The sequence below is a fragment of the Caballeronia arvi genome (assembly GCF_001544695.2).
In the GTDB taxonomy this organism is placed as follows: domain Bacteria; phylum Pseudomonadota; class Gammaproteobacteria; order Burkholderiales; family Burkholderiaceae; genus Caballeronia; species Caballeronia arvi.
On record NZ_FCOM02000042.1, the window covers coordinates 16416 to 41095 of the forward strand.

Annotated in this window: 21 protein-coding genes and 1 riboswitch; of the genes, 11 read left to right on the forward strand and 10 right to left on the reverse strand. The window is 61.2% G+C overall.

From position 1 onward, the window contains the following. Positions 1-2 precede the first annotated feature (2 nt). Positions 3-140, forward strand: a riboswitch (S-adenosyl-L-homocysteine riboswitch). 32 nt (positions 141-172) lie between these two features. The 11 genes from ahcY to AWB74_RS31465 all read left to right on the forward strand — a co-directional run bounded on the left by ahcY (position 173) and on the right by AWB74_RS31465 (position 12468). Then, the gene (gene ahcY, locus AWB74_RS31415) at positions 173-1594 is read left to right on the forward strand and encodes an adenosylhomocysteinase (RefSeq protein ID WP_061150522.1); all 1422 of its coding nucleotides are present in this window, start codon (positions 173-175) and stop codon (positions 1592-1594) included. Between the two features lie 96 nt (positions 1595-1690). Continuing rightward, entirely contained in the window at positions 1691-2044 is a 354-nt protein-coding gene (locus AWB74_RS31420) for a phage holin family protein (protein WP_016346577.1), read from the forward strand. 31 nt (positions 2045-2075) lie between these two features. Continuing rightward, positions 2076-2915 carry a methylenetetrahydrofolate reductase [NAD(P)H] gene (metF, locus tag AWB74_RS31425; RefSeq protein ID WP_061150567.1) on the forward strand — a complete coding sequence of 280 codons (840 nt, stop codon included), beginning with the start codon at positions 2076-2078 and terminating at the stop codon, positions 2913-2915. Positions 2916-3247: 332 nt separating this feature from the next. After that, on the forward strand, positions 3248-4879 hold the full coding sequence (locus AWB74_RS31430; RefSeq protein ID WP_061150523.1) for an ABC transporter substrate-binding protein: 1632 nt from the start codon (positions 3248-3250) through the stop codon (positions 4877-4879). 138 nt (positions 4880-5017) lie between these two features. Beyond that, a complete protein-coding gene (locus AWB74_RS31435; RefSeq protein ID WP_061150524.1) occupies positions 5018-6028 on the forward strand; it encodes an ABC transporter permease subunit in 1011 nt (336 codons plus the stop codon). A 90-nt stretch (positions 6029-6118) separates the two neighbouring features. Next, positions 6119-7036 carry an ABC transporter permease subunit gene (locus AWB74_RS31440; protein WP_061150568.1) on the forward strand — a complete coding sequence of 306 codons (918 nt, stop codon included), beginning with the start codon at positions 6119-6121 and terminating at the stop codon, positions 7034-7036. A gap of 3 nt (positions 7037-7039) precedes the next feature. After that, positions 7040-8029 carry an ABC transporter ATP-binding protein gene (locus tag AWB74_RS31445; RefSeq protein WP_061150525.1) on the forward strand — a complete coding sequence of 330 codons (990 nt, stop codon included), beginning with the start codon at positions 7040-7042 and terminating at the stop codon, positions 8027-8029. Beyond that, complete coding sequence (locus AWB74_RS31450; protein ID WP_061150526.1) at positions 8026-9030, forward strand: peptide ABC transporter ATP-binding protein; 1005 nt, start codon at positions 8026-8028, stop codon at positions 9028-9030. Before AWB74_RS31445 ends, AWB74_RS31450 begins: the two co-directional genes overlap by 4 nt. 44 nt (positions 9031-9074) lie before the next feature. Further along, complete coding sequence (locus AWB74_RS31455; protein WP_061150527.1) at positions 9075-10172, forward strand: TraB/GumN family protein; 1098 nt, start codon at positions 9075-9077, stop codon at positions 10170-10172. A 315-nt stretch (positions 10173-10487) separates the two neighbouring features. Then, the gene (locus tag AWB74_RS31460; protein WP_061150528.1) at positions 10488-11429 is read left to right on the forward strand and encodes an acyltransferase family protein; all 942 of its coding nucleotides are present in this window, start codon (positions 10488-10490) and stop codon (positions 11427-11429) included. Positions 11430-11607: 178 nt separating this feature from the next. Then, complete coding sequence (locus tag AWB74_RS31465) at positions 11608-12468, forward strand: cellulase family glycosylhydrolase (RefSeq protein WP_061150529.1); 861 nt, start codon at positions 11608-11610, stop codon at positions 12466-12468. On the opposite strand, the gene AWB74_RS31470 is transcribed toward AWB74_RS31465, so the two are convergent. The 10 genes from AWB74_RS31470 to AWB74_RS31515 form a co-directional block, all read right to left on the reverse strand. Continuing rightward, entirely contained in the window at positions 12450-13463 is a 1014-nt protein-coding gene (locus AWB74_RS31470; protein WP_235024754.1) for a hypothetical protein, read from the reverse strand. The two genes, AWB74_RS31465 and AWB74_RS31470, sit on opposite strands and share 19 nt — an antisense overlap. A 37-nt stretch (positions 13464-13500) precedes the next feature. Then, positions 13501-14754 (reverse strand): lipopolysaccharide biosynthesis protein, encoded by a 1254-nt coding sequence (locus AWB74_RS31475; protein ID WP_061150531.1) that lies wholly within the window; start codon positions 14752-14754, stop codon positions 13501-13503. A 6-nt stretch (positions 14755-14760) separates the two neighbouring features. Continuing rightward, entirely contained in the window at positions 14761-15963 is a 1203-nt protein-coding gene (locus AWB74_RS31480; RefSeq protein ID WP_327362720.1) for a polysaccharide pyruvyl transferase family protein, read from the reverse strand. 17 nt (positions 15964-15980) lie between these two features. Further along, the gene (locus tag AWB74_RS31485; RefSeq protein ID WP_061150533.1) at positions 15981-17204 is read right to left on the reverse strand and encodes a glycosyltransferase family 4 protein; all 1224 of its coding nucleotides are present in this window, start codon (positions 17202-17204) and stop codon (positions 15981-15983) included. Beyond that, positions 17201-19471, reverse strand: a complete 2271-nt coding sequence (locus AWB74_RS31490) for a polysaccharide biosynthesis tyrosine autokinase (protein WP_061150534.1) — start codon at positions 19469-19471, stop codon at positions 17201-17203. Before AWB74_RS31490 ends, AWB74_RS31485 begins: the two co-directional genes overlap by 4 nt. Positions 19472-19562: 91 nt before the next feature. After that, positions 19563-20015 carry an arsenate reductase/protein-tyrosine-phosphatase family protein gene (locus AWB74_RS31495; protein ID WP_061150535.1) on the reverse strand — a complete coding sequence of 151 codons (453 nt, stop codon included), beginning with the start codon at positions 20013-20015 and terminating at the stop codon, positions 19563-19565. Beyond that, a complete protein-coding gene (locus AWB74_RS31500) occupies positions 20012-21151 on the reverse strand; it encodes a polysaccharide biosynthesis/export family protein (RefSeq protein ID WP_235024755.1) in 1140 nt (379 codons plus the stop codon). Before AWB74_RS31500 ends, AWB74_RS31495 begins: the two co-directional genes overlap by 4 nt. A gap of 16 nt (positions 21152-21167) precedes the next feature. Further along, a complete protein-coding gene (locus AWB74_RS31505; RefSeq protein ID WP_235024756.1) occupies positions 21168-22676 on the reverse strand; it encodes an undecaprenyl-phosphate glucose phosphotransferase in 1509 nt (502 codons plus the stop codon). Positions 22677-22930: 254 nt separating this feature from the next. Then, positions 22931-23887: a DUF979 domain-containing protein gene (locus tag AWB74_RS31510; RefSeq protein WP_061126539.1), complete on the reverse strand. Its 957-nt coding sequence runs from the start codon at positions 23885-23887 to the stop codon at positions 22931-22933. Then, entirely contained in the window at positions 23884-24603 is a 720-nt protein-coding gene (locus tag AWB74_RS31515; protein WP_061150536.1) for a DUF969 domain-containing protein, read from the reverse strand. Before AWB74_RS31515 ends, AWB74_RS31510 begins: the two co-directional genes overlap by 4 nt. Positions 24604-24680: the final 77 nt, after the last annotated feature.

Here is a 24680-nt window from a genome sequence, read left to right on the forward strand (position 1 = left end):
TCGCTTCCGAGGAGCGTTGCGACGGCCTTTCCGTACGACAGTACATGGCCGCCAGGCTCGGAGGCTTTCAATTCGGACGGTTCGAAAGCGCTTGAAAAGGCGCCCGCTGAGCCACCGCATTCGAACGGCGCTCACGTCAACATTTCTAGTCTTTTTTAGAAAGGAGGGCGTGATGAACGCCGCAGTTCTCGATTCCAAAGATTCCAAGGATTACGTCGTCGCCGACATGTCGCTGGCCGCATGGGGCCGCAAGGAACTCGACATCGCCGAAACGGAAATGCCGGGTCTCATCCAGACGCGCGAAGAGTACAAGACGCAGCAGCCGCTGAAGGGCGCGCGCGTCGCCGGTTCGCTGCACATGACCATTCAGACGGGCGTGCTGATCGAAACGCTCACGGCGCTGGGCGCGGACGTGCGCTGGGCATCGTGCAACATTTTCTCGACGCAGGATCACGCCGCCGCCGCCATCGCCGCGGGTGGCACGCCGGTGTTCGCGTTCAAGGGCGAATCGCTCGACGAATACTGGGAATTCTCGCACCGCATCTTCGAATGGCCGAACGGCGAGTTCGCCAACATGATCCTCGATGACGGCGGCGACGCAACGCTGCTGCTCATCCTCGGCGCGAAGGCGGAGAAGGACCGCTCGGTCATCGCCAAGCCGACGAACGAAGAAGAAGTCGCGCTGTACAAGTCCATCGCCAAGCATCTGGACAGCGATCCGACGTGGTACTCCACGCGCCTCTCGCACATCCAGGGCGTGACGGAAGAAACGACCACGGGCGTGCATCGCCTGTATCAGATGGAAAAGGAAGGCGGCCTGCCGTTCCCGGCCATCAACGTCAACGATTCGGTCACGAAGTCGAAGTTCGACAACCTGTATGGCTGCCGCGAATCGCTCGTCGACGGCATCAAGCGTGCGACCGACGTGATGATCGCGGGCAAGATCGCAGTCGTCGCGGGTTACGGTGACGTGGGCAAGGGCTGCGCGCAATCGCTGCGCGGTCTGGGCGCGACCGTGTGGGTCACGGAAATCGATCCGATCTGCGCGCTGCAGGCGGCGATGGAAGGCTACCGCGTCGTGACGATGGAATACGCCGCCAGCCGCGCCGACATCTTCGTGACCGCGACGGGCAACTACCACGTCATCAACCACGATCACATGAAGGCGATGCGCAACAACGCGATCGTCTGCAACATCGGCCACTTCGACTCCGAAATCGATATTGCTTCCACGCGCCAGTACACGTGGGACAACATCAAGCCGCAGGTCGATCACATTGTCTTCCCGGACGGCAAGAAGATCATCATCCTGGCTGAAGGCCGTCTCGTGAATCTGGGCTGCGCGACGGGCCATCCGTCGTTCGTGATGTCGAACTCGTTCACCAACCAGACGCTCGCGCAGATCGAACTGTTCTGCCACGGCAAGAAGTACGAGAACAAGGTCTACGTGCTGCCGAAGCATCTCGACGAAAAGGTCGCGCGCCTGCACCTCGGCCGCATCGGCGTTGAGCTGACCGTTTTGAGCGACGAGCAGGCCGGTTATATCGGCGTCGACAAGAACGGCCCGTTCAAGCCGAACCACTACCGCTATTAATCGACTGAGCGGCGGCGTTCGTCCGCACGGGTGTGATGATTTGAGATCGCACCCGCGCGGCGCACGCGAGCTAACGCATCAACCGGAGAACCTTCGATGACCGTGCTGCTGACATGGCTGATCAACGCGCTCGCGCTTCTGATCATCACGTATCTGGTGCCGTCGATTCACATTCGCAGTTTCGGCACGGCGCTCATCATCGCGGTGGTGCTCGGGCTCATCAACGCAGTGCTGAGGCCGCTTCTCATCATCCTCACGCTGCCGGTGACGATAGTCACGCTCGGGCTCTTCATCCTGGTCGTGAACGCGCTGTGCTTCTGGCTGTGCTCGTCGCTGCTGAAGGGCTTCGAAGTGTCGGGATTCTGGTCCGCGTTCTTCGGCTCGATTTTGTACAGCATCGTGTCCTGGCTGTTGTCGGCGCTCATTTTCGGGAACCGCAACTTCGGCTAGGCGGATGCCGCCGCCCGAGTCCCTCATCATCATGAAACCGATCGAACTCTCATTCGAGTTTTTCCCGCCGAAGACGCAGGAAGGCGTGGACAAGCTGCGCGCTTCCCGCGCCGAGCTCAAGAAGCTCTCGCCCAAGTTCGTCTCCGTGACGTTCGGCGCGGGCGGCTCCACGCAGCAAGGCACGCTCGACAACGTCCTCGACATGGCCGCGGAAGGTTTCGAAGCCGCGCCGCACCTGTCGTGCATCGGATCGTCGAAAGACAATCTGCGCGCGATCCTCGCGAACTACCGCGAGCACGGCATTCGCCATATCGTCGCGCTGCGCGGCGATCTGCCTTCGGGCATGGGCGAAGTCGGCGAGTTGCGCTATGCGTCCGAGCTCGTGGCGTTCATTCGCCAGGAGCACGGCGACTGGTTCAACATCGAAGTGGCCGCGTATCCGGAGTTTCATCCGCAATCGAAGTCGCCTCGCGCCGATCTCGAAAACTTCGCGCGCAAGGTGAAGGCGGGCGCAAACTCGGCGATCACGCAGTACTTCTTTAACGCGGACTCGTACTTCAAGTTTGTCGAGGAAGCGAGGAAGCTGGGCGTCGACGTGCCGATCGTGCCGGGCATCATGCCGATCACGAACTTCACGCAACTGATGCGCTTCTCCGACATGTGCGGCGCGGAAGTGCCGAAATGGATCGCGCGTCGGCTCGAAAGCTTCGGCGACGATCGCGAGTCGATCCGCGCATTCGGAGTGGACGTCGTGTCCGGATTGTGCCGCCGTCTCATCGACGAAGGCGCGCCGGGCCTGCACTTCTACACGCTCAACGGCGCGTGGGCTTCGAAGACGATTTGCGAGCGGCTCGGCTTCAAGAGCGCGTAATCGAATCACCCCGCGCATCACTGCTTCACCCGCGCGGCGCTCGCCGCGCGGTTCTGTCTCCTCTCTCCCGAATACCGCTTTTTTTGCGTTGCGCTGCGGCCTCGTGCGCAATATTTCGTCCTCCGGTCCATCACGTCTGCGCATGGCCGATAAACTGTCCTTATCGAAGCGCCATCGACGGCAAACTCTAGTGGGGAAAACCAACAACGCGCGTCACTTTTGTTCGTGCTAGGGTAGCGCCCGACTTCGCGCACACGCGCCGAAAAACGGCCGGTGTGATCAAGTACACTCGCGCTACGCCGGCCAGAAGCCGGTATTGACTTGGAGGAAACATGAACAAAAACAGCCTGTTGCGAGTCGTCCGCACGTCGGCGCTCGCGGGCGCCGTGACCGCGGTATCGCTCTTCGCAGCCACTGCGGCAAACGCCGCCATCCCGAACAAGACGCTCGTGTATTGCTCGGAAGGCAGCCCGGCCGGCTTCGATCCGGCGCAATACACCACCGGCACCGATTTCACCGCAAATACCTTCACCGTCTATAACCGTCTCGTCGAGTTCGAGCGCGGCGGCACGAAGGTCGAACCGGGTCTCGCCGAGAAGTGGGATGTATCGTCGGATGGTCTTACTTACACGTTCCATCTGCGCCACGGCGTGAAGTTCCAGACGACGTCGTACTTCAAGCCGACGCGCGAATTCAACGCGGACGACGTGGTCTTCACGTTCAACCGCATGCTCGATCCGAACAATCCGTTCCGCAAGGCGTACAACGTGCAGTTTCCGTACTTCACGGACCTCGGCATGGACAAGCTGATCTCGAAGGTCGAGAAGGTCGATCCGTACACCGTGAAGTTCACGCTGAAGGAAGTGAGCGCGCCGTTCATCCAGAACATGGCGATGGAATACGCGTCGATCCTCTCGGCCGAATATACGGACAAGCTGATGAAAGACGGCAAGGCCGCCGACATCAACCAGCAGCCGGTCGGCACGGGTCCGTTCATTTTCCGCAGCTACACGAAGGACGCGACCATCCGTTTCGACGGCAATCCTGATTACTGGAAGCCGAACGCGGTGCAGATTTCGAAGCTGATCTTCTCGATCACACCGGACGCCGCCGTGCGCGTGCAGAAGCTGAAGAGCAACGAGTGCCAGGTGATGAGCTATCCGCGTCCGGGCGACATCGCGGCGCTGAAGTCGGCGTCGAATGTCGATACGCCGTCGCAGGCGGGCTTCAACGAAGGTTACGTGGCTTACAACGTGACGAAGAAGGGCCTCGACAACACCGACGTGCGCCGCGCGCTCGACATGGCGATCAACAAGAAGGCGATCATCGATTCGGTGTATCAGGGCGCGGGTCAGCCGGCCACCGCGCCGATGCCGCCGACTCAGTGGTCCTACGACAAGAACTTGAAGGGCCAGACGTACGACACCGCGAAGGCGAAGGATCTGCTGAAGAAGGCGGGCTTCCCGGACGGCTTCGAGATCACGCTGTGGGCGATGCCGGTGCAACGCGCGTACAACCCGAACGCGCGCCTGATGGCGGAAATGATTCAGGCCGACTGGGCGAAGATCGGCGTGAAGGCGAAGATCGTGTCGTACGAGTGGGGCGAGTATCTGAAGCGCGCGCACGCGGGCGAACATGATGCGCTGCTGATCGGCTGGACCGGCGACAACGGCGATCCCGACAACTGGCTCGGCACGCTGCTCGGCTGCGATGCGGTGAAGGGCAGCAACTTCTCGAAGTGGTGCTACAAGCCGTTCGACGATCTCGTCGTGAAGGGCCGTTCGACCACCGATGTCGCTGCGCGCACGAAGGCGTATACCGATGCGCAGCAGATCTTCGCGCAGCAACTGCCGTTCTCGCCGATCGCGCACTCGACGGTCTATCAGCCCGTCAGCAAGAAGGTGACGAACATGAAGATCGAGCCGCTCGGCTACGTGCGCTTCGATGGCGTCGGCATGCAATAAAGTTTGTCTGCGGAACGCTTTTTGCACTAAACCATAACTAATCGAGAAAGGTCCGGCGGCGCGGGTCCACACGATCCGACGCCGCCGGACATTTTTCGGGTTCCCACAAGTACGAACCAAACGAACCAAAGGGCGATCATGTTCCGATTCGTTTTGCGACGCATAGGAATGGTGATACCGACGTTCATCGGCATTACGATTCTCGCGTTCGCGCTCATCCATCTGATTCCCGGCGACCCCATCGAAGTGATGATGGGCGAGCGCGGCGTCGACCCGGCGATGCACGCCGAAGCCATGAAGCGCCTGGGGCTGGATCAGCCGCTTCCGCTGCAATATCTGACGTACGTCGGGCACGCGCTCAAGGGCGATCTCGGCACGTCGATCATCACGAATACGAGCGTGATGGGCGAATTCCTCGCGCGCTTTCCCGCGACCGTCGAGCTGTCCATCTGCGCGATGATCTTCGCGCTCGTCGTCGGCCTTCCGGCGGGCGTCGCGGCTGCGCTCAGGCGCGGCACCGTCGTCGATCATGGCGTGATGGGCACCGCGCTCACCGGCTATTCAATGCCGATTTTCTGGTGGGGCTTGATCCTCATCATGTTCTTCTCCGCGAAGCTCGGCTGGACGCCGGTGTCGGGCCGCATCGCGGTGGAGTACGACATTCCGCACGTCACGGGCTTCATGCTGATCGATGCGCTCTTTTCCACCGATGAAGGCGCGTTCACGTCGGCGGTGAGTCACCTGATTCTGCCGACCATCGTGCTCGGCACGATTCCGCTGGCGGTCGTCGCGCGCATGACGCGCTCGTCGATGCTCGAAGTGCTGCGCGAGGACTACATCCGCACGGCGCGCGCGAAAGGTTTGTCGCCGTTGCGTGTGGTCGTCGTGCATGCGCTGCGCAACGCGCTGATTCCCGTGGTGACCGTCATCGGTTTGCAGGTCGGCACGCTGCTCGCGGGCGCGGTGCTGACCGAGACGCTGTTCTCGTGGCCGGGCGTCGGCAAGTGGCTCATCGATGCCATTTCGCGTCGCGATTATCCGGTCGTGCAAGGCGGCATTCTGATGATCGCGACGCTCGTGATCGTCGTGAATCTGGTCGTCGATCTGCTCTACGGCGTGTTGAATCCGCGCATTCGCCATACGAGGTAACTGGGATGGACTACCCCCACGCTCACATTTGTTCGCTGCCCCCCAAGGGGGCGCATGCCTCGCTTGAGGCGGCTCGGCGCGAGGCATGATATGGCTGACGTTCAAAACAATCTCCCGCCGGGCGCGCTGACGCCGCCGTCCGGCCGCATGGTCGCCGCGCGCGAGTTCTGGTTCAACTTCTCGCGCAATCGCGGCGCGGTGATCGCGGGCGCAATCGTGCTCGCGCTGATTTTCGTCGCGATCTTTGCGCCGTTGATCGCGCCGCATAGCCCGATCGAGCAATACCGCGATTACGTCAAGATCCCGCCCGCGTGGCTCGAAGGCGGCAACCGCATGTTCCTGCTCGGCACCGATGAAGCCGGCCGCGACATCCTCTCGCGTCTCATGTACGGCGCACGGCTGTCGTTCTGGATCGGCTTCGTGTCGGTGGTACTCGCGCTGATTCCGGGCGTCGTGCTCGGTCTCATGGCCGCGTTCTTCAACTGGCTCGATACGCCGATCATGCGCGTGATGGACGTGCTGCTCGCGCTGCCGTCGCTGTTGCTGGCGGTTGCGGTCGTCGCGATCATCGGTCCCGGTCTGGTCAACACGATGCTCGCGATCGCGATCGTCGCGCTGCCGGGTTATGTGCGTCTCACACGCGCGTCCGCGCTCGGCGAACTGCAGAAGGAATACGTGACGGCATCGCGCGTCGCGGGAGCGGGCACGGTGCGGCTGATGTTCTCGCAAGTGCTGCCGAACTGCGCCGCGCCGTTGATCGTGCAGGCGACGCTCGGCTTTTCGTCCGCGATTCTCGATGCCGCCGCGCTCGGCTTCCTCGGCCTCGGCGTGCAACCGCCGGCGGCGGAGTGGGGCGCGATGCTCGCATCGGCGCGCGATTACATCGAAAGCGCATGGTGGATCGTGACGATGCCGGGCCTGTCGATTCTGATTTCGGTGCTCGTCATCAACCTACTCGGCGACGGTCTGCGCGACGCGCTCGATCCGAAACTCAAGCGGATGGGCTAAGCGATGAACGATCTGTTGACTATCCGTAATTTGCAGGTGACGTTCGGCGGCACGCAGGCCGTCGATCGTATCGATCTGAGCGTGAAGCCGGGCGAAGTCGTCGGCGTGGTCGGCGAATCCGGCTCGGGCAAGAGCGTCACGATGATGGCGCTGATGGGCCTCATCGACGCACCCGGCAAAGTGACCGCCGACCAGGTCATGTTCGATGGCCGCGACTTGCTGAAGGCGTCGGCGCGCGAGCGTCGGAAGATCATCGGCAAGGACATTGCGATGGTGTTTCAGGACGCGCTGACGAGCCTGAACCCGAGCTATACCGTCGGCTATCAGATCAAGGAAGTGCTGAAGCTGCACGAAGGCTTGCGCGGCGATGCGCTCCACAAGCGCGCGGTCGAACTGCTCGATCAGGTCGGCATTCCGGATGCGAAGAGCCGCATCGAGTCGTTTCCGCATCAGATGTCGGGCGGCATGAACCAGCGCGTGATGATCGCGATGGCGGTGGCGTGCAATCCGAAGTTGCTGATCGCCGACGAGCCGACCACCGCGCTCGACGTCACGATTCAGGCGCAGATCATGGAACTGCTCGTGCGTCTGCAGAAGGAGCGCGGCATGGCGCTCGTGCTGATATCGCACGACCTCGCCGTGGTGTCGGAAGTGGCGCAGCGCGTCGCGGTGATGTACGCGGGCGAGATCATCGAAACGAATCATGTGCCGACAATCTTCAGCGAGCCGCATCATCCGTACACGGAAGCGCTGCTCGCCGCGATCCCGGAGCATAACCGCGACGCGGATCGTCTCGCGGCGCTGCCGGGCATGGTGCCGGGCAAGGACGACCGGCCGAGCGGATGCCTCTTTGCGCCGCGCTGCAAGTATGTCGTCGACGATTGCTGGAAGGCGCGGCCGAATCTGTTTCAGCTCGACAAGAACGACCCGGCCGTGCGCGCGCGTTGCATCAAGCCGTTGAATATCGATGTCGTTGTGGAGGGCGCGCGATGAACGCCGTACCGAAGGAAATCAGTCAGGACATCGTGCTCGCCGCCGACCAGCTCACGAAGCACTACGACGTGAAGCGCAGCGCGTTCAAGCACGGCACGGTGAAAGCGCTGAACGGCGTGTCGTTCGAACTGAAGCGCGGTCGCACGCTCGCGGTCGTCGGCGAATCGGGCTGCGGCAAGTCGACGCTCGCGCGTCAGCTCACGATGATCGAAGCGCCCACGTCGGGCCGCTTGCTGATCGAAGGCGACGACGTCGCCGGTGCGAGCAAGGCGAAGATCGCCGAGTTGCGTCAGCGTGTGCAGATGGTGTTTCAGAACCCGTTCGCGTCGTTGAATCCGCGCAAGACCGTCGAGCAGACGCTCGGCGAGCCGCTCGCGATCAACACGAAGCTGAGCGCGACCGAGCGCGCCGAGCGCATCGCGCACATGATGCGGACCGTTGGTTTGCGGCCCGAGCATGCGTCGCGCTATCCGCACATGTTTTCGGGCGGGCAACGTCAGCGCGTGGCGATCGCGCGCGCGATGATTCTGGACCCGCAGATCGTCGTCGCCGATGAACCCGTGTCCGCACTCGATGTATCGATTCAGGCGCAGATTCTGAATTTGTTCATGGATCTGCAGGCGCAGTTCGGCACGAGCTATGTATTCATCTCGCACAATTTGTCGGTGGTGGAGCATATCGCCGACGACGTGATGGTGATGTACTTCGGCGGCGTCGCCGAGGTTGGCGACAAGAAGACGATCTTCGCGAAGCCGCGTCATCCGTACACGCGCGCGCTGATGTCCGCGACGCCCGCGATCTTCGAGGAAGACCGCAGCATCAAGATCAAGCTGCAGGGCGAGATGCCGTCGCCGCTCAATCCGCCGTCGGGCTGCACGTTTCATCAGCGCTGCCCGTACGCGATCGAGCGATGCCGCGTGGAGGAGCCGAAGCTGCGCGTCGTCGATGGGCGTCAGGTGTCGTGTCATCGCGCCGAGGAAGTGGGGGACGGCGAAGTCTGAATCTCGGCGGACGCGTGCGCGGCGCGTGATGCGAATGTTTTAAGATGTCGGTCGTGCCGGATTCATACGTCAAGCCGCGTTTTTTGCGCGCGGCGCTCGCCCAGGCGACAGCCATCGTGCTGTCGTTCGTGCTGTTTACGGCGGGTGTCGCGGCGTGGTCGCCGAGCTTTGCGGTGGTCGGATCGCGCACGCCGCAGGCCGCGGGCGATGCCAGCTCCGCCGCGTTGCCGTCCAGCGCGGCGCCGGCGCCCGCTCCGCGCGTGGATCGCTCGACCGGCACGACCGCGAGCGGCCCGGTGCGCGCGCAGCCGCCGCGCATGCCGTTCTATGTCGCGACCAAGGGCGCGACGACCATCTACGTGCTCGGCACGCTCCATGTGGGATTCGCGAGCGACTATCCGCCCGAGCAACCGTTTCGCAAACCGATACTCGCGGCGCTCGATGCATCGCCGACACTCGCGCTCGAGATTTCTCCCGACGAACTGCTGCTTTCCCAGGACGATGTGAACCGCTACGGCGTGTGTCGCAGCGAGTGTCTGATCGACTATCTACCGGACTCGATGTGGAAGAAGGTCGAGACGCGCATGCGCAACAATCCGCAGGCGCTGAAGGAGTTGCGGCACACGCGGCCGTGGCTCGCGTCGATGCTGATCGAAACGTACGACACGCTGAAGGCGGGTTTTCAGAGCGAGTACGGGACCGAGGCGCAATTGCAGAATGTGTATCTGCGGGCGCGCGGGAAGATCGTCGGATTGGAGACGTTGAATGAACAGATCTCGACGTTCACGCGGCTCACGTCGGCGCAGCAGCGCGAGATGCTCGCGCAGGATCTGGTGCAGACGCCCGCGGAGAATGTCGCGGACGTGAAGGAGTTGCATCGGTTATGGCGGATCGGTGATGCGGATGCGTTGAAAGCTTGGGATGACGCTAAAGGCTCCAAGTTGGCGCGATCGAAGGTGCTCGCGGCGCAGGTCGATAACCGCGTGGTTTACGAGCGGAATCGACGGTTCGTGCAGAGGATGGTCGCATTGGCCGCGCCGGATAAGCCGGTGTTTGTCGCGATCGGAGCGCTGCATCTGGGCGGGCCCAGAGGCGTGTTGGAGTTGTTGAGGGCGAGGGGGTTTGTGGTGGGGGCGGGGTGAGCGCCTCAACTGCGAGGGTTTGAGCACTTCCATGCGGCAAAGTGATGAAATTCGTTAGAACTGCAAAGATGAGAACCTAGCATGCCGTAGCACGATGTTATTATCTCCCGATCCAAAATAGTCTTTTCAAACAAATAGATAGACGCTCGGCCGCTCTGCGCCAAACCTCATCTTCTTGCGGCCGTTACGCTCATTCGGCAACTTCCGCTTTTAAGCAATATGCTTCCGGTAAAAAATGATTATCTCGATTCAATACCTACGGGGAGTTGCAGCGGTTCTTGTCCTGCTTATCACGCCTTCTTCAAGCAAGTACAGATGTCTGGGACCGGCAGCGGCTGGCAGTTTGGGATGTCAGGTGTCGATCTCTTCTTCATTATCTCCGGCTTCATAATGTGTCACATCACGGCTGAGCGCGAAGCGTCAGCACGCGTGTTTCTGTGGGCTCGCGTCAAGCGAATTATTCCGCTTTACTGGACGTTGAGTCTCATAGCGCTTGTGGTGTTTCTAGTGAGCCCGAAGATGGTCAACAGTAGCGGCGGCGTCACGACTATCATCAATTCATTCACCCTTATTCCGGATGGAAAAAAATTCCTCATTCAGAACGGCTGGACGCTTAGCTACGAGTTCCTCTTCTATCTATTGTTCGCGGCCGTCTTGTGGTTACCGCGCAGCCTGAGGTTCGGCAGCGTAGTCATTGCGCTTTGCGGGCTAGTCGCAATCGGCGCTATATGGCAACCCGCCAATGCCACGCTCAAGTTTGCGACCGGACCGCTACTGCTGGAATTCGTGATGGGCATTGGCGCGTATGTGTATATCAGGCAACCTCGCCATTACCTCACTATAGATGCCGGGCTCGTCTTGGCCGGCGTCGCAATACTCACGGAGAGTTTCTGGGCGTTTAATGTACAGAATCGCGTTCTGTTCTACGGATTGCCATACGCGATGATTTTTGCCGGCTTCGTGAGTCTTGAGCCGATCATAAGGCGAGGGCGCAACTCGTGGGCCACGCGAGCATTGGAAACCATCGGCGAAGCTTCTTACTCAATCTATCTGTTCCATCCGTTTGCTCTGTCGGTACTAGGTATCGTCGTGAAAAAGCTGCATATTCAGAACATTCCGCCGTTCTCTGTCGCAGTGATGGTCTCAGGTTCTCTGGTCGCGGGGTACGCATGTTACATCTTTGTTGAACGAAACATTTCCCGCATCCTCATGAACCTGTCTGGACGGCGCTTGATCACCTCCGCAGATCTAACATAGATTCGGGAAGGACTTGCCAAACGTTATGACGCCTGTATCAGCTTCAAGATCGGTCCTGCTTTTCATCGCAATGACGGCAGCCTGTGTTCTCTCGGCATCAACCGCCTTTTCGCAAGGCGTACAAAGCGCGGCCGCTTCTGGGGCATCGCAAGCAGAGACACCTCGAATCGGTGTACAGGTGAAGATTGAGACCTTTGCGCCTGACGACGCCAGCGCCATCGCGCGCGCTGCTTTTGCGTTTGTGCGATTCGGCGTTTGGACCAATCACCTATCCGATGCAGATTACGCAGTTCGTGTTCAGTCTGCATTCGAGTTGGCGGCGCACGCAGGGCTGCCGGTTCTGCTGACGATACGCTCGACCGAACCGCTGTCCGCTGCAGAAATGGCTAGCGCATCTTCAATCGAAGCCGCCGGCAGAAGGTTCGGGCGAATCGTCAGAGAGACCATTGACAAGTACGCCCCACAAATCATCGGCATCGAACTCTGGAACGAACCCGACTTGAACCGATATTGGCCGACTGGAAACGTAAATGGAACGTTTCCTTTGTTCATGCGAGGCGCATGTGCTGTGCTCAGGGCACCGAATCTTGCGATTCCCGTCTTTGGCTTCGGCTTTGCGCGCGCGCCGATCGGTGACACCGTTTCAGCGCGCTTGCTCTCCGCGCTCCAGCCGAGCGCGGCTCAATGCGTGAACGTCGTCTCCTATCACGCCTACGGTATGACATCAGAGCAGATGCGGAATGTCACAAGCGAGATACGCTCCCGATACGGACTGCCGACCGCAATAACGGAGTGGGGAGTTCCGACGCGCGGGTCGGTCGTGACCAGTGCTGCCATGCAGGCAATGAAGGTCGCAACGTTTCTCGAATCGGTTGACTCGCTTGGTGTGTCACTCGCATCGATCTATGAATGGAAGGAAACACGAACGGCCCAAAGTGAGCGCGAACGAAGTTTCGGACTCACAGAACCGAGCGGTGTTCCGAAACCAGCGCTTGCCGTCGTTCAATCTTACTTGAAGAATCACGCGGCATCACGCTGATTCGCGTTGTCGATGCGGAGCGCATCAACACGCGCACTCAATGAAATCATGCAAAAGAGTGAAACACTGGAAAGGTGCCGCACATAGCTACCAAGATCGGGCTCGAACAGCATCGATACCGCCATGTGCCCCAACACCAAGGACGCCAGCAGGCGCTTGTCCCAGCACGTCTTTGCCGGACCAGGCAACGACCGCGTGGAAATCCAGGCCAGAATCACGAACGCTTGCATCGCCAGTCCGCGTGGATCGGGCGAAAAAAGGACCGGCAAATGCAATCGCACCATGGCGTAAATATAATCAACGCAAAACGCCGCGAACGATTCTGGCGGCAATAGGTTATAGAAGCCGGTGCGGGCCCCAAACGGCGACTGATAGACAAGATAGTCGACAGCCATATCACGCGGGTTCAGCAACGCGAAGTAAAACTCGGAAGGCATCAGCGCTAGCGCCAACACGCACGCAACGAGAAGCACAAAGCGCGAGCGTAAACCACGCTGCTTGAAGAATTCGGCGAAGAGTGCGATCGCGAGAATAACTAGAAAGTACTTTCGAACGAGCAACGCGTAAGTCAAATAGCAACCGATCGCCGCTAGAAGAGTGAATGCCGGTCGGTTGCGCCGGAACGTCCACACGATCAGAAGCGACATCGCAACGACCAGTGTGTCTTTCGATGAAACGAATAAATTGAAGAACACGCAAGGAGCCGCCAACAAAAGCGCGACCCCCAACGATCCGGCGCGTTTGACACGAGCGAGAATGGCCCAAATGAACGCGATGCCGATCGCCATGACGAAGACACTAAGCAGCGCCGGGCTAAACATCGCGTAGAACTTTCCGACTGCATCGAAGGAGGACCCGTCGTAAGTGCCGGCACCATCCATCTGCGCTTGAATCTTCTCGGCGTCGCGAAATAGAAACTCCGGCAGCAGCGACCTCCCGGCCAGGAATAGCCCTACGTACACACAGCTTGTTAACGTAGCGAGCGTTGCGATCAAGCCACGACTCAGGCGCGGGCCAGTCCGCATCATTCGGCTAAGCATCAGACACTCCAACTTTTTCCTCGGCTTGCCTTTGAGCCCACCATAGTGCGATCAATACGGACACACTCGCGAGCGCGTGAGCGATGGCCACGCCAGTGACGCCGAGTCGAGGAATAAGCCACCAGGCAAGTGGCGAGGCGAGCGCGGCTGCGGAGAACATCGTGATCACGATGTGACGACGCGCGCGACGGGCTATCGCGGCTGACCACAAAAGATCACCCACAGCACGCAAAAGAAAAGATGCGAGGAGTATTGCGAGCAGGAAGAGAATCGTCGGGTTCAGTGTTTCATTCGTCATCCGAAAAATAATCGGGGAAACGCAAGCAATTCCGACCGCCACTGAAACACCGATCACGATCGTGTCTCGCAACGACTTAAGGAACACGCCGGACCAGTCAGCCTTGGCGTCAACGGCGGCACGAGCTAAGCGCGGACCTGCAGTCACGTTGACGGTGGCATAGGCGATCGTCTGCACCGCATTGGCTATCGACCACACGAAGACGTATCGGCCTACTTCGGCCGCCGGCAGCGCGATTGACGCGACAAAGCGCTCGGCGTACTGCAATCCCGCGAGCAGAACACCGCCTACATAGAACGGTGCGCCAGCCATCCACGTTTCCTTCCACGAAAACATCGATCTTGTGGGCATTATCTCGTTCAACGCGGGCTGAGCAGGAATGCGCGATAGCAGAGCCCACGCGCCCACGATCACAAAAACGTTGGTAAGGAGCCACAAGACAAGAACGATGCCGATACTGCTAAAGACTCCACACATCAATCCGGCACTCGCGACAATCGCCCAGCCTCCTGTACGCGAAAAGAGCATCCCAGACGCTGCTCTCGAGAGGTGCAGGGAAAACAAGTAGGCATTGACCTCGAGCGCATAGTGCTCGCTGACGGCGACCAGGAAGATCAAGCCGTACAGCAACTTATTCGCTGGCAGGTCCAGGTGCCTGCCACAAACCAACGCAAGCAGAAGTCCGGTTCCGACAAGCAAGTAGAAGGCTACGTATAGTTTCCGAAGTGAGCGCGCCGTTCGAATCGCGTCCGCAGGGCGGTGGCCACTCATTTCGCGGTTCAATTCAGCGCTGAAGCCGAGGCCGCCGAGCTTCGAGGCGATGACCGAAGTTGCCACAGCCAACCCGTACTCGCCAACCGCGGCGAAGCCGAGTTCGCGAGCGATCGCGATGGTAAGGCCGAATTTGGCAGCAAGCGATGCGACGCGTAGAGCGAGACGCAGCAACATCGTCAGTTATCCTTGCGCTTCGGCCGATTGCATGTTTTCGGACTGCATGTCACGCCGAGTCGTGTCCATACCGGCGGCGCGTCGCAGTATCTCGATGAGCGATGCGCGCTGCGCGGCAATCCGTGAAAGTGCTCCTTCTGTTGCGTCCCAGAACGAAGGAAGCGCCTGCGGCGCGAACAGAAGCTGAGAGACGGCATCGGCGTCGAAGTCTGCTGCATTGGCGACCCAACCTGGAATGCCCAGGTCACCGTATGCCCCGAACCCCTTCCGTTCATAGCTGAGGTGGAACGCCGGCACGCCGTGCAGCAGCGACTCCAGAGCGCCGTGCAAACGAACGGACACGACTGCGTCCGGCGTGTCGTGTTGAAGCAGGTGTCGAAGACTCGGCAATTCGCCGGTTATGCCCAATCGACGATAATAGGCCGCGTCGTCGTTACCACGTCCCGTGCTCTGCACCGCGAAGCTCAGGCGGCATGAACCCTGCAATTGCGCGATGAGTTTTTGCGTCGAGCGGGCATAGCGCTCGCGTTGCTCCCGGCTCCAGCTCGGCGCATCGCGTAATACCAACGCGACATGACTCACATGGTGTCCGCGCAAAGCGGCGCGCGCCAAGACGGTTTCTCGTGCCCGTGCGAATTCGAGGACAGCCATATCCGGCATGCGAACCACGTTGATGTTGCCGGACAGGAATGCTTGCGATCGGTCGTCACGCACGCACACGGAATCGAAGGTGGAAAGCGCGTCCCGCAAACGCCTTTCCGCGTGGCTCGAGCACGCGGACGTACAGGCCATCGCAGGTCCAATACTTTGCGGCAGATAAACAGTTGGCTTACCCGCTGCGCGCGCGGCATCTACCTGTACGAGATGACCGAGTTCGAGCTTGACCGCTTCGAAACCGTCTCGTGCACGTAGGTATCCGCCGCCGACGCCGACGATAAGATCAGCTTGCGACAGACGTCGTCTCAACGCCTCGAGCGACGGAGTCACGAGCCGGCAAGCCGTACTTGCTGCGGCCGCGACGCGTCCAATGCCGCTTGACGCGATCACGGGCGCCGACAGCAGGTCTTCGTATTCTGGAAACGACGCCGGATCGGCGGCGACCACAGAAACGTGGATTTGCGGATCGAAAGCTTCGCGCAAAAGCGCTGTGGACAGGTCGACGAGTAGTCCGTCGCCCGAGTTGCGGCGACTATAAGCGTGCAGAAGCACGATGTTCTGAATCGATTTCATTTACTTTGTCGGGCGATGCACTGCCGATAGACGGCTAGGGTTTCGTCGACCATTCGCTCGGCGGTGAAACGCGTCGCGGCGGTCATACAGTTGAATTGGAGTTCGGCGAGATGCTGCGGATCTAGAGCGAGCTTGATGACCGCATCGGCGAATGGCTGTGTCTCGTCTTCGTTTGCGACGACAAGCCCTGTCCCGTGCGAAGCGACCAGCGCCTCCGCGCCCGCCACGCGCGTCGATACGATAGGTACGCCGGCCGCGACGGACTCGACGTAGACGTACGGGAAACCCTCATAACGACTCGGCAGCGCGAGGAGGTCGAACGCGTTGAAGTACCGGCGCGCATTGGGAACCGAGCCGACCACGTGAAGATTTGCGGGCAGCGCGTCATTTGCCACGCCAGCCGCGGCGGAAAAATCGCCACCGCCTATACAAACGAACTGAACTTGATGGTCGAGTTTTTTGGCGACTTTCTCTGCAATGGACACGAGACGGTCCACGCCTTTCTGGAACGCGAAGCGACCGACCATACCGACCAGGAACACGTCGTCTTTCATATCCAATTTCTTGCGGGCGTCAGATCGGCTGATTCGTTCGAATGCGGGCACGCCGTTCCAGACTGTCGCGATGCGCTCGTGTGGAATCTTTAGGTCGTCATGCAGATGGCGCGCTTCGTCATCCGAAACAGCAATCAGACGATCAGTAAGGCAGCGCCCGAAGAAGCTCTCGATTGCGCCGAAAACTCTTCGCAAAGCGGAACTGAGTGTGGGATTCAAGGTGTAGATCGCATGCGGCGTGTAAGTCTGGCGCCACGACCCCAGACACGCGCGCGCTAGCACTCCTGCCTTTGAACTGTGCGAATGCACCACGTCCGGTCGAATGTTCTTGAGCGTGCGATATACCCGAGCAAACGAAACGAAGTCGTGCGGGCCTATCGCGCGCCGCATCGGTATGCGCGTAACCGACTTGCATGAGGACAGGCAATCAGGTGTCAGCCAAAGCGAATCGAAGCGTTCCTCGTCTGCCGGTGCGATGAGGTGCACATCGACGCCACGCTTCGCAAGGCCAGGAATCAGATCGGCGAGATGGGTCGCCACACCGCCCGCGGCAGCCTCCACCACGAGTGCCACACTCATTCTTGTTTCCGAGGCGAGGTCCACATGGCCAACTTGCGTTTTGCGCGCGGGCCTCGTGATTCGCTCAAACTGGAAGCGGGTTTTCATTTGCGACTCAGCCACGCCAGCACGTTCGACAATACGGATGGCCGACGTGCGTCAGTAGACGCGCCGTACTCGTAGCTGCGATAGCCGTTGCGACCATACTGCGCCCGGATCGAACGCGGCCGCAGTCCATTGAGGATCACACCCGCCGGCTTCGGGCCGACGCGTTCCAGACGATTCGCCGTCTCGATCAAGTCGCCAACCCTTGTCTCGGCAGCCCTTGCAACCAGCAGTACCGAATCCGCATGCGATGTGAATGACGCAGCGTCTTCAACCGCAAGCATCGGCGGCGTGTCGACGATTACGTAGTCATACCTGGCGCGCACGGAATCGAGCAGCGAGACGGCGTGGGTTGATGCCAGCAACTCGGAGGGATTCGAAACCGGGGCACCGGCCGCAATGAAATCGAGGCGAGGCGTTTCGACGCAGTGCAGCGCGTTCTCCAACCTTGTCGTGCCCGCAATCAAGTCTGACCAACCGGGAATCCGGCCGACACCGAAGTGCGGATTGAGCGAGGGGCGTCGCAGATCGCCGTCGATGATGAGCACGCGCTGTCCCATCGCGGCAAGCACAGCGCCAAGATTTGCAGCAATGAAGGATTTGCCAACCGCAGGGGAAGCGCCGACCAAGACCACAACCCTGCCCGGCTTATCTGCCATCGTCATTCGCAATGCGGTCCGCAGACTGCGGAGACTCTCGATAGCTTGATCGTCCGGTGCTTCAGTTGCGAGCAGATGCGCGCGGCCATTGTTGGTCTTTACAGTCGATTTTCCGACCGATCGTTGCGCGGGCGACAAGGCGACCGTCGCCAGGACCGTCAAGCCGGTGCTGCGCTCGATCTCGTCCGCCGAATTCATAGCGCCAGTTAGAAACTCGCGCACAAATGCATAGGCAATGCCGAGCAATATTCCGCCGAGCACAGCAGCGACGATAACGAGCGGGCGCTTCGGCCAAGCCGGGTCGTCTTGAACCACCGGCGTGTCGATGAGCCGTACACTACTTACCTTCCCCGCCTTCACGAGTTGCAACTGTCTCGTGTTGTTGAGCGCCGCAGTGTAGAGGTCCGTGTTGACTTTCACGTCGAGCGCGAGCCGCGCCGCATCCTGTTCAACGTTTGGTAGCTTGTTTAGGGCGGCGTCGAACTCGGAGATCTGTTTGCGCAGCAGTGCGATCTGCTCATCGGCGGCAACGACGCCTGGATGCATCGACGTGTAGCGAGTGGCGAGTTCCGCGCGCTTTTGTTGCAGTACGACCAGCTGCGCCTGCGCCTCGGCTTGCTGCTGTAGCCCGGTCGTCGTTTCCGCCGGCAGATCGATCAGGCCCTTCTCGTTGCGTAGCTTGGTGTAGCGAGCTTGGGCGTCTTCGAGGTTCTGCCTCAACTCCGGCAATTGCGCGGTGAGGAACTTCAGCGATTGAGCGGCATCGGCATACTTCCGCTCGACGTTCTGGCGCACATACTGCTCGCCAACCTCCCGCAAAGCCTGACTCGTACGTTCGGCGTCGCGTCCAAGCAGCGTGGCGACGATCACGCCGGACTGCTTGACTTTCTCCTGTACATCGAGCTTTTTTTGCAAATCGCTGACCGTATCGTCGAACGAATGACGAATCACGGAGAAGTGAGTGCCGGGAAGGGCGTCGATTCGCGACACGTTGATGACGAGCGGCCCGTAGGGCGTAACAACTTTGCTCTCAGATCCGACTGTGCCACGCAGAGAAGCGTCGAGATGCGGACTGCTGAGGATATAGTGCCCTGCATGTTCCACGGCGAGTGTGAACTTCTCGTCCTGCAGCTTCTTCGGCACGTCAAAGCGCAATAACTCGGCGCGCTCCTGCCCCCACGCGAAGCCTCCAAAGCCGAGTACGCCGGGACGCATGGGACCGTCGTACACGCGTGAGACAAAGTCTCCGATCACCGGAAAGCGCTTGGGCAAGACATCGATGTACAGGCGCTGCTTTTCAACAGCGCGTGAAATCACTAGCCTTGACGTGATGATCTGGACTTCTGCCGCAGCCGATGATTTCACGTCGAACAAGGTCGACACTTCATTAAGCAGGTTGGCCGCCGCTCCGCCTTCCGGACCATTCTCGATCTGGATCAAGACGTCGGCCTGATATTTCGGTGGCAATAGAAAGGCTGTGGCCGTGCCTGTCAGCGCGACGAACGCCGCGATCAGGGCAATGCGCCAGGCGTTCTTTAATAGCGTGTCGATAACGGCGATGACATCGAGTTCGGCGATATCGCCCGGGCTGTGTCGGTCAGTGTGTGGCATTCGTTGGATGCATCAATGGAGGCGCACCGCAGCTAACCGGCGCCACTTGCGCGTCGAGCGATGCATTCCCGGGATTTCGTTCAGAAAGGGGTTAGGACTCGGTTGTGGGCGCCATGCTTCGGATCCTGCCCCGCCAGTCAAGGACGCCAACTTCGATCTGCTTGAGCGAAGCTTCGAAAGTGGCCTTGTCCTGACGATAGGGATCGCCTACATCGCCTTGAGCCTCATGCAGCAGGCGATAGACGCGACCGCGTGCGAAGGGAAATCTCGTGAGTACCTCACCGCGCAGCGCCAGTGTCATGGCGAGAATGAGATCGTGCGATCGCACCATTCGATGATCTACCGTGCGAGCCACGTGGCCACGCAAATCGATGCCTCGTTCTCGCATCAAGTCGACAGCGTATGGATCAGCCGGCCATCCCACGAGCGCATGCGTGCCCGCCGATGTCACGTCGAGATGCGGCAGCTCGCGCGCGAGCAACGCCGCCGCAAGCGGACTGCGGCAGATGTTGCCTTCGCAGATCACCAGCACTGAGCGGATCATTTCGCGATCACTCCCGCGGTGAGGCCGGTGCTGATCAACGGCATCAGCAGGCTGATCACGCGGTTGAAGCGCACGAGGCCGCTGCCGTCGACATAGACGATGTCCTTGGGCTGAAGCTCGAATTCGTTCGCGACGAGCATCGACACCGGCGAGCGGCTGTCGAGGTGAAACACTTGCGGCGCGTCGCCGCCGGGACGGATCACGAACATCTGCGCGGTATCCGCCGTATTCGAGTTGATGCTGCCCGCCTGCGCGAGCGCATCCGCGAGCGAAAGATGGCCGTCGCGGCGCGGCGCGGCCGAGCCCGGCTTGTTCACTTCGCCCATCACGTAGACGATGTTGTCGTCGCGCGACGTGACGCGCAGAAGGTCGCCCGCTTTCAAATAAAACTTCGACGGATCGAGCCCTTGCGCGAGCAGTTGCGGCAAGTCGATCCGATGCGAGGCGCCGCCGCGCACGAGCACGACATCGCTCTGATCGGCGTTGTCGCCGAAACCGCCGGCGCGCGAGATCGCGTCGTAGAAACTGAGCGGCACGTCGGTCAGCGAGAGCGCGCCGGGGCTGTGCACCTGGCCGTCGACATAAACCTGACGCGCGCGATACGACGCCATCCGCACAGTGACTTGCGGCTTCACGAGGTAGGTCGAAAGCGCCGCGGTCAGCTTCTGCTGAATCTCGTCGGTGCGCAGTCCGGCGACCGCCAGCGTACCCGCGTAAGGGAAGCGCAGATTGCCCTTCTGATCGACAACGAAACCTGCCGCCGGATCGCTCGTCTTCGCTGGCGCCTGACTCTGCCCGGAGCCGAGCGCCGCTGCGAACTCGGGGTGATCCCAGACGACGATTTGCAGCACGTCGCCCGCGCCGACGGTATAGATTCCGGGCGCGCCGAACAGCTGCTTCGCCTGCTGGTCCTGCCGCGACTTGCGTTGCTCGCCGTAGCGCTTGACGAGGGCGAGATCGAGTTCCGTGACGGGAATCGCGGGCGTCGCCGCGGTCGCTTCGATGTGCGCGCCGGCATCGCTCTGGTTCGATGCATCGCCGGAGCTGACCGGCATGCGGAAGCCCGGCGCGAACGCGCACGCGTTCAGCATTGCCGCGAGCGCGATGGCCATTGCGGTCCGTGGAAAGTGCTTCATGGGTAAATCCTGCGCATCAATAGGCGTTGCGATGAACGAGGCCCCGCGCAATGGTCGCCAGCACGATGCGCATGTCGAGCGCAAACGACCAGTTGCTGAGGTAGTAGAGATCGTGTTCGACGCGCCGCTGCATCTTGTCGACCGAATCGGTCTCGCCGCGCAGTCCGTTGATCTGCGCCCAGCCGGTGATGCCCGGCTTGATGCGATAGCGGTGGATGTAGTCGTCGATGACATGCTGATAGAGCGCGTCATGCTCGATCGCATGCGGGCGCGGACCGACGACCGACATCTCGCCGCGCAGGACGTTGAAGAACTGCGGCAGTTCGTCGAGACTCGTGCGACGCAGAAAGGCGCCGATGCGCGTGATGCGCGGATCGTCCCGCGTGGCCTGCACGAGCACGCCGTCGTCGGTCGAGTGCGTGCGCATCGTGCGGAACTTGTAGATATCGAAGGGCTTGCCTTTCGCGCCCTGGCGCCGTTGCTTGAAGAGCACGGGACCGGACGATGACAGCTTGACGGCGAGCGCGATCGCGCAGAAAAGCGGCGCGAGCCCGACCACGGCGCACGCGGAGAAGAGCCGGTCGAAGATTGCCTTGACGGCGAGCGCGTCGGCGGTGAGCGGGACGGCCACGAGATCGATCGCGAGCGCGCCTTCGAGACCGGCGCGATCGCCGTGAAAACGTGCGACGCGGCTCACGTCCGGCAAGAAGCGAATGTTCAGCAGGTCGTCGCGGAAAATGTCGAGCAACTGCAGCAGCGCGGCTTCGTCCGTGAGCGGGAGCGCGAGCCACAGTTCGTCGACACGTTGCGCGCGTACATGTGCGGCGAATGCGCCGATGTCGTGAAACAGCGGCACGCCGCTGGCCGCCGTGTCAGGACCGGCGTCCATGTCGAGGAGCGCGTCGATGCGGCACGGGAAATCGCGCGTCGACGCGATGCGACGCACGAACGCCGCGCAACGCGCGCCGCGCCCGGCTACGGCCACCGACGAGCCGCGAATCCGGCGCGCGCCAGCGATCCTGCCGGCGAGGCGGCAGACCGTCACGCCGATGGCCGTCGGCACGCAGAGCGCCGCGAGCCATGCGCCCGAAGGTTCATATCCGGGATGCATCCACCTGACGAGGCACACTGCGCCGGCCTCGCACAAGACCCAGCCGAGCGCGGGCAGGAGAATGGCGCGCGGCGCCGATGCGCGGCGCGCCGACGGCCTCATGTACGAGCCGGGGAACGCGGTCCACGCGAAGACGATCGCGAATGCCGCCACCGCGCTGTCACAGCCGGCGTTGACGCCGTCGCCGTAAATGCGTTGCGCCGCGAGCGCACTGGCCGCGACGAGGATGGATTCGAGCAGGCGAAGCAGCAGGTCGGGACCTGCGGGCAACGCGAGCAGATGGGAATAACTCGGCAAACGCATGACGGGATCGATGACGGAAGACTGGTTCGGCTTCGCCCACGCGACGAGGCGCGCGGACAGTGGGCCGAAGCCCTCGGTCAGCCCGGAAAACGGGGGGTCGAAACACCGCATCGCATTGAGCGCGATCGTACGGCGGCGACGTGCCAGCTATGTTTTCCTAAGCACTGACGAGAACGCGGAAGTCTCCGTCAACACCCCAGCAAGCAGAAATAGGCGAGGTCCGAATTGACGTTAGTCAGGGATATGCGGACAAATGTCTGCGAGATCGAAGAGATGCGTGCTGCAGCGAAGAACGCGGCAGGCGAGGGAGTGCTGCGGCCGCGCGCGCATGCGGCGGCATGCGCGCGCAAACGATGCGCTTTCGTTCAGATAAACATCAGCCAGTTCAACAAAAAAATATTCACGACCAGAAGCGTGAGAGCCGTCGGCACCTGCACCTTGATCACCGCGTTCTTGTCCGGCAGTTCCAGCAGCGCCGCCGGCACGATATTGAAGTTCGCGGCCATCGGCGTCATGAGCGTGCCGCAGTAGCCGGAGAACATGCCGATCGCGGCCATCGTCGCGGGATTGCCGTGGAACATGCCGACGAGAATCGGCACGCCGACGCCGCCCGTCATCACCGGAAACGCGGCGAAGCCGTTGCCCATCACCATCGTGAAGAGCGCCATGCCGACGACATACACCGCCACCGCTACGAACCGGTAATCCATGTTGACGTACGCCGTCGTCACGTGCGCAACGGCCTTTCCGACGCCCGCGTCCGAAAACACGAGCCCGAGCATGCCGAGCATCTGCGGCAGCACGGCCGCCCATGAAAGCGCGTCGATGAGGCGGCGCGTTTCGCGCATCGACTGGCCGACGGTATCGCGCGTCATCACGCAGGCGATCGCGAGCGCGATCACGCAGCCGATGCCGAAGCCGATCAGCGTCACGTTCTTCGGATCGATCAGCGGCTTGCCGCCGAACACGAGATGACTCACGGAAAGCGTGAGAATCACCGTGACGACGGGAATCGTCAGCGCCGGCACGAAGAGTTTGTTGCCGAGGCGCACGGCGCTCTGGCGGCGCGTTTCCTCGGAGAGCATCTTCGGCTTCGCGCCGGTGACGCCGCCGAGCCCCGCGATCAGCGCCATCGCCACGACGAGCACGCCCACCACCGTCACCGGAATCCAGTCGCCGACGAGGAAGATCAGCGCGTAGATCAGCCAGAACACGCCCGCGGACAGACGCCGCGGATGCGACTTGTCCGTGAGGATCATGCCCGCGACGACCACGAGCACGATGCCGACGAGATAGAAGAGATAGTTGATCGTGAGCGTCATGCCTTCTCTCCCGCGACGTTGCGCGTGAGCGCGTCGAGTTCGCGCGACAGCCTGCGATCGAGCAGCCACAGCCGGAAGCCGTGGATCAGGAACGCGCAGATCGCGGTGGGAATGCCCCACACGGCGACGTGCATCGGCTCGACGACGATGCCCGCTTCCTTCAGGAACGTGGTCATCAGCACGATCGCGCCGAACGCGACGAAGATGTCTTCGCCGAAGAACAGGCCGACGTTGTCGGTCGCCGCCGAGTATGCGCGCAGCTTGTAGCGCGTCGCGTCGGAGAGTTTGCCGTAGCGCGCTTCGGTGGCGCCTTCGGCCATCGGCGCGAGCAGCGGACGCACCATTTGCGGGTGGCCGCCCAGCCCCGTCAGACCGACCGCCGCCGTGATTTCACGCACGAACAGGTAGACGATCAGCAAGCGTCCCGCTGTCGCCGCCTTGATGCTCGAAATCCACATCTGCGCGCGCTCGCGCAGGCCGTGCCGTTCGAGCAGGCCGATCACCGCGAGCGGCAACAGGATGATGAGCGGAATATTGCGCGTCTTGAGAAAACCGCTGCCGATCGCGGTCAGAATGCGCTCGACGGGAAAATGGGCCGCGAAGCCGGTGATGATCGCCGCGGCCGCGACGATCAGCATCGGATTGAAGCGCAGCACGAAGCCCACGATGATGACGGCCACCCCGATGAGCGGCCATAGGTTGACAACATTTGTCATTTAGATCTCCACACTGACAGGAAAAGACGCGCCTCGAACCGGGCGCTTTCTTGCTAAAACGCCCCGGCATAGCGGGG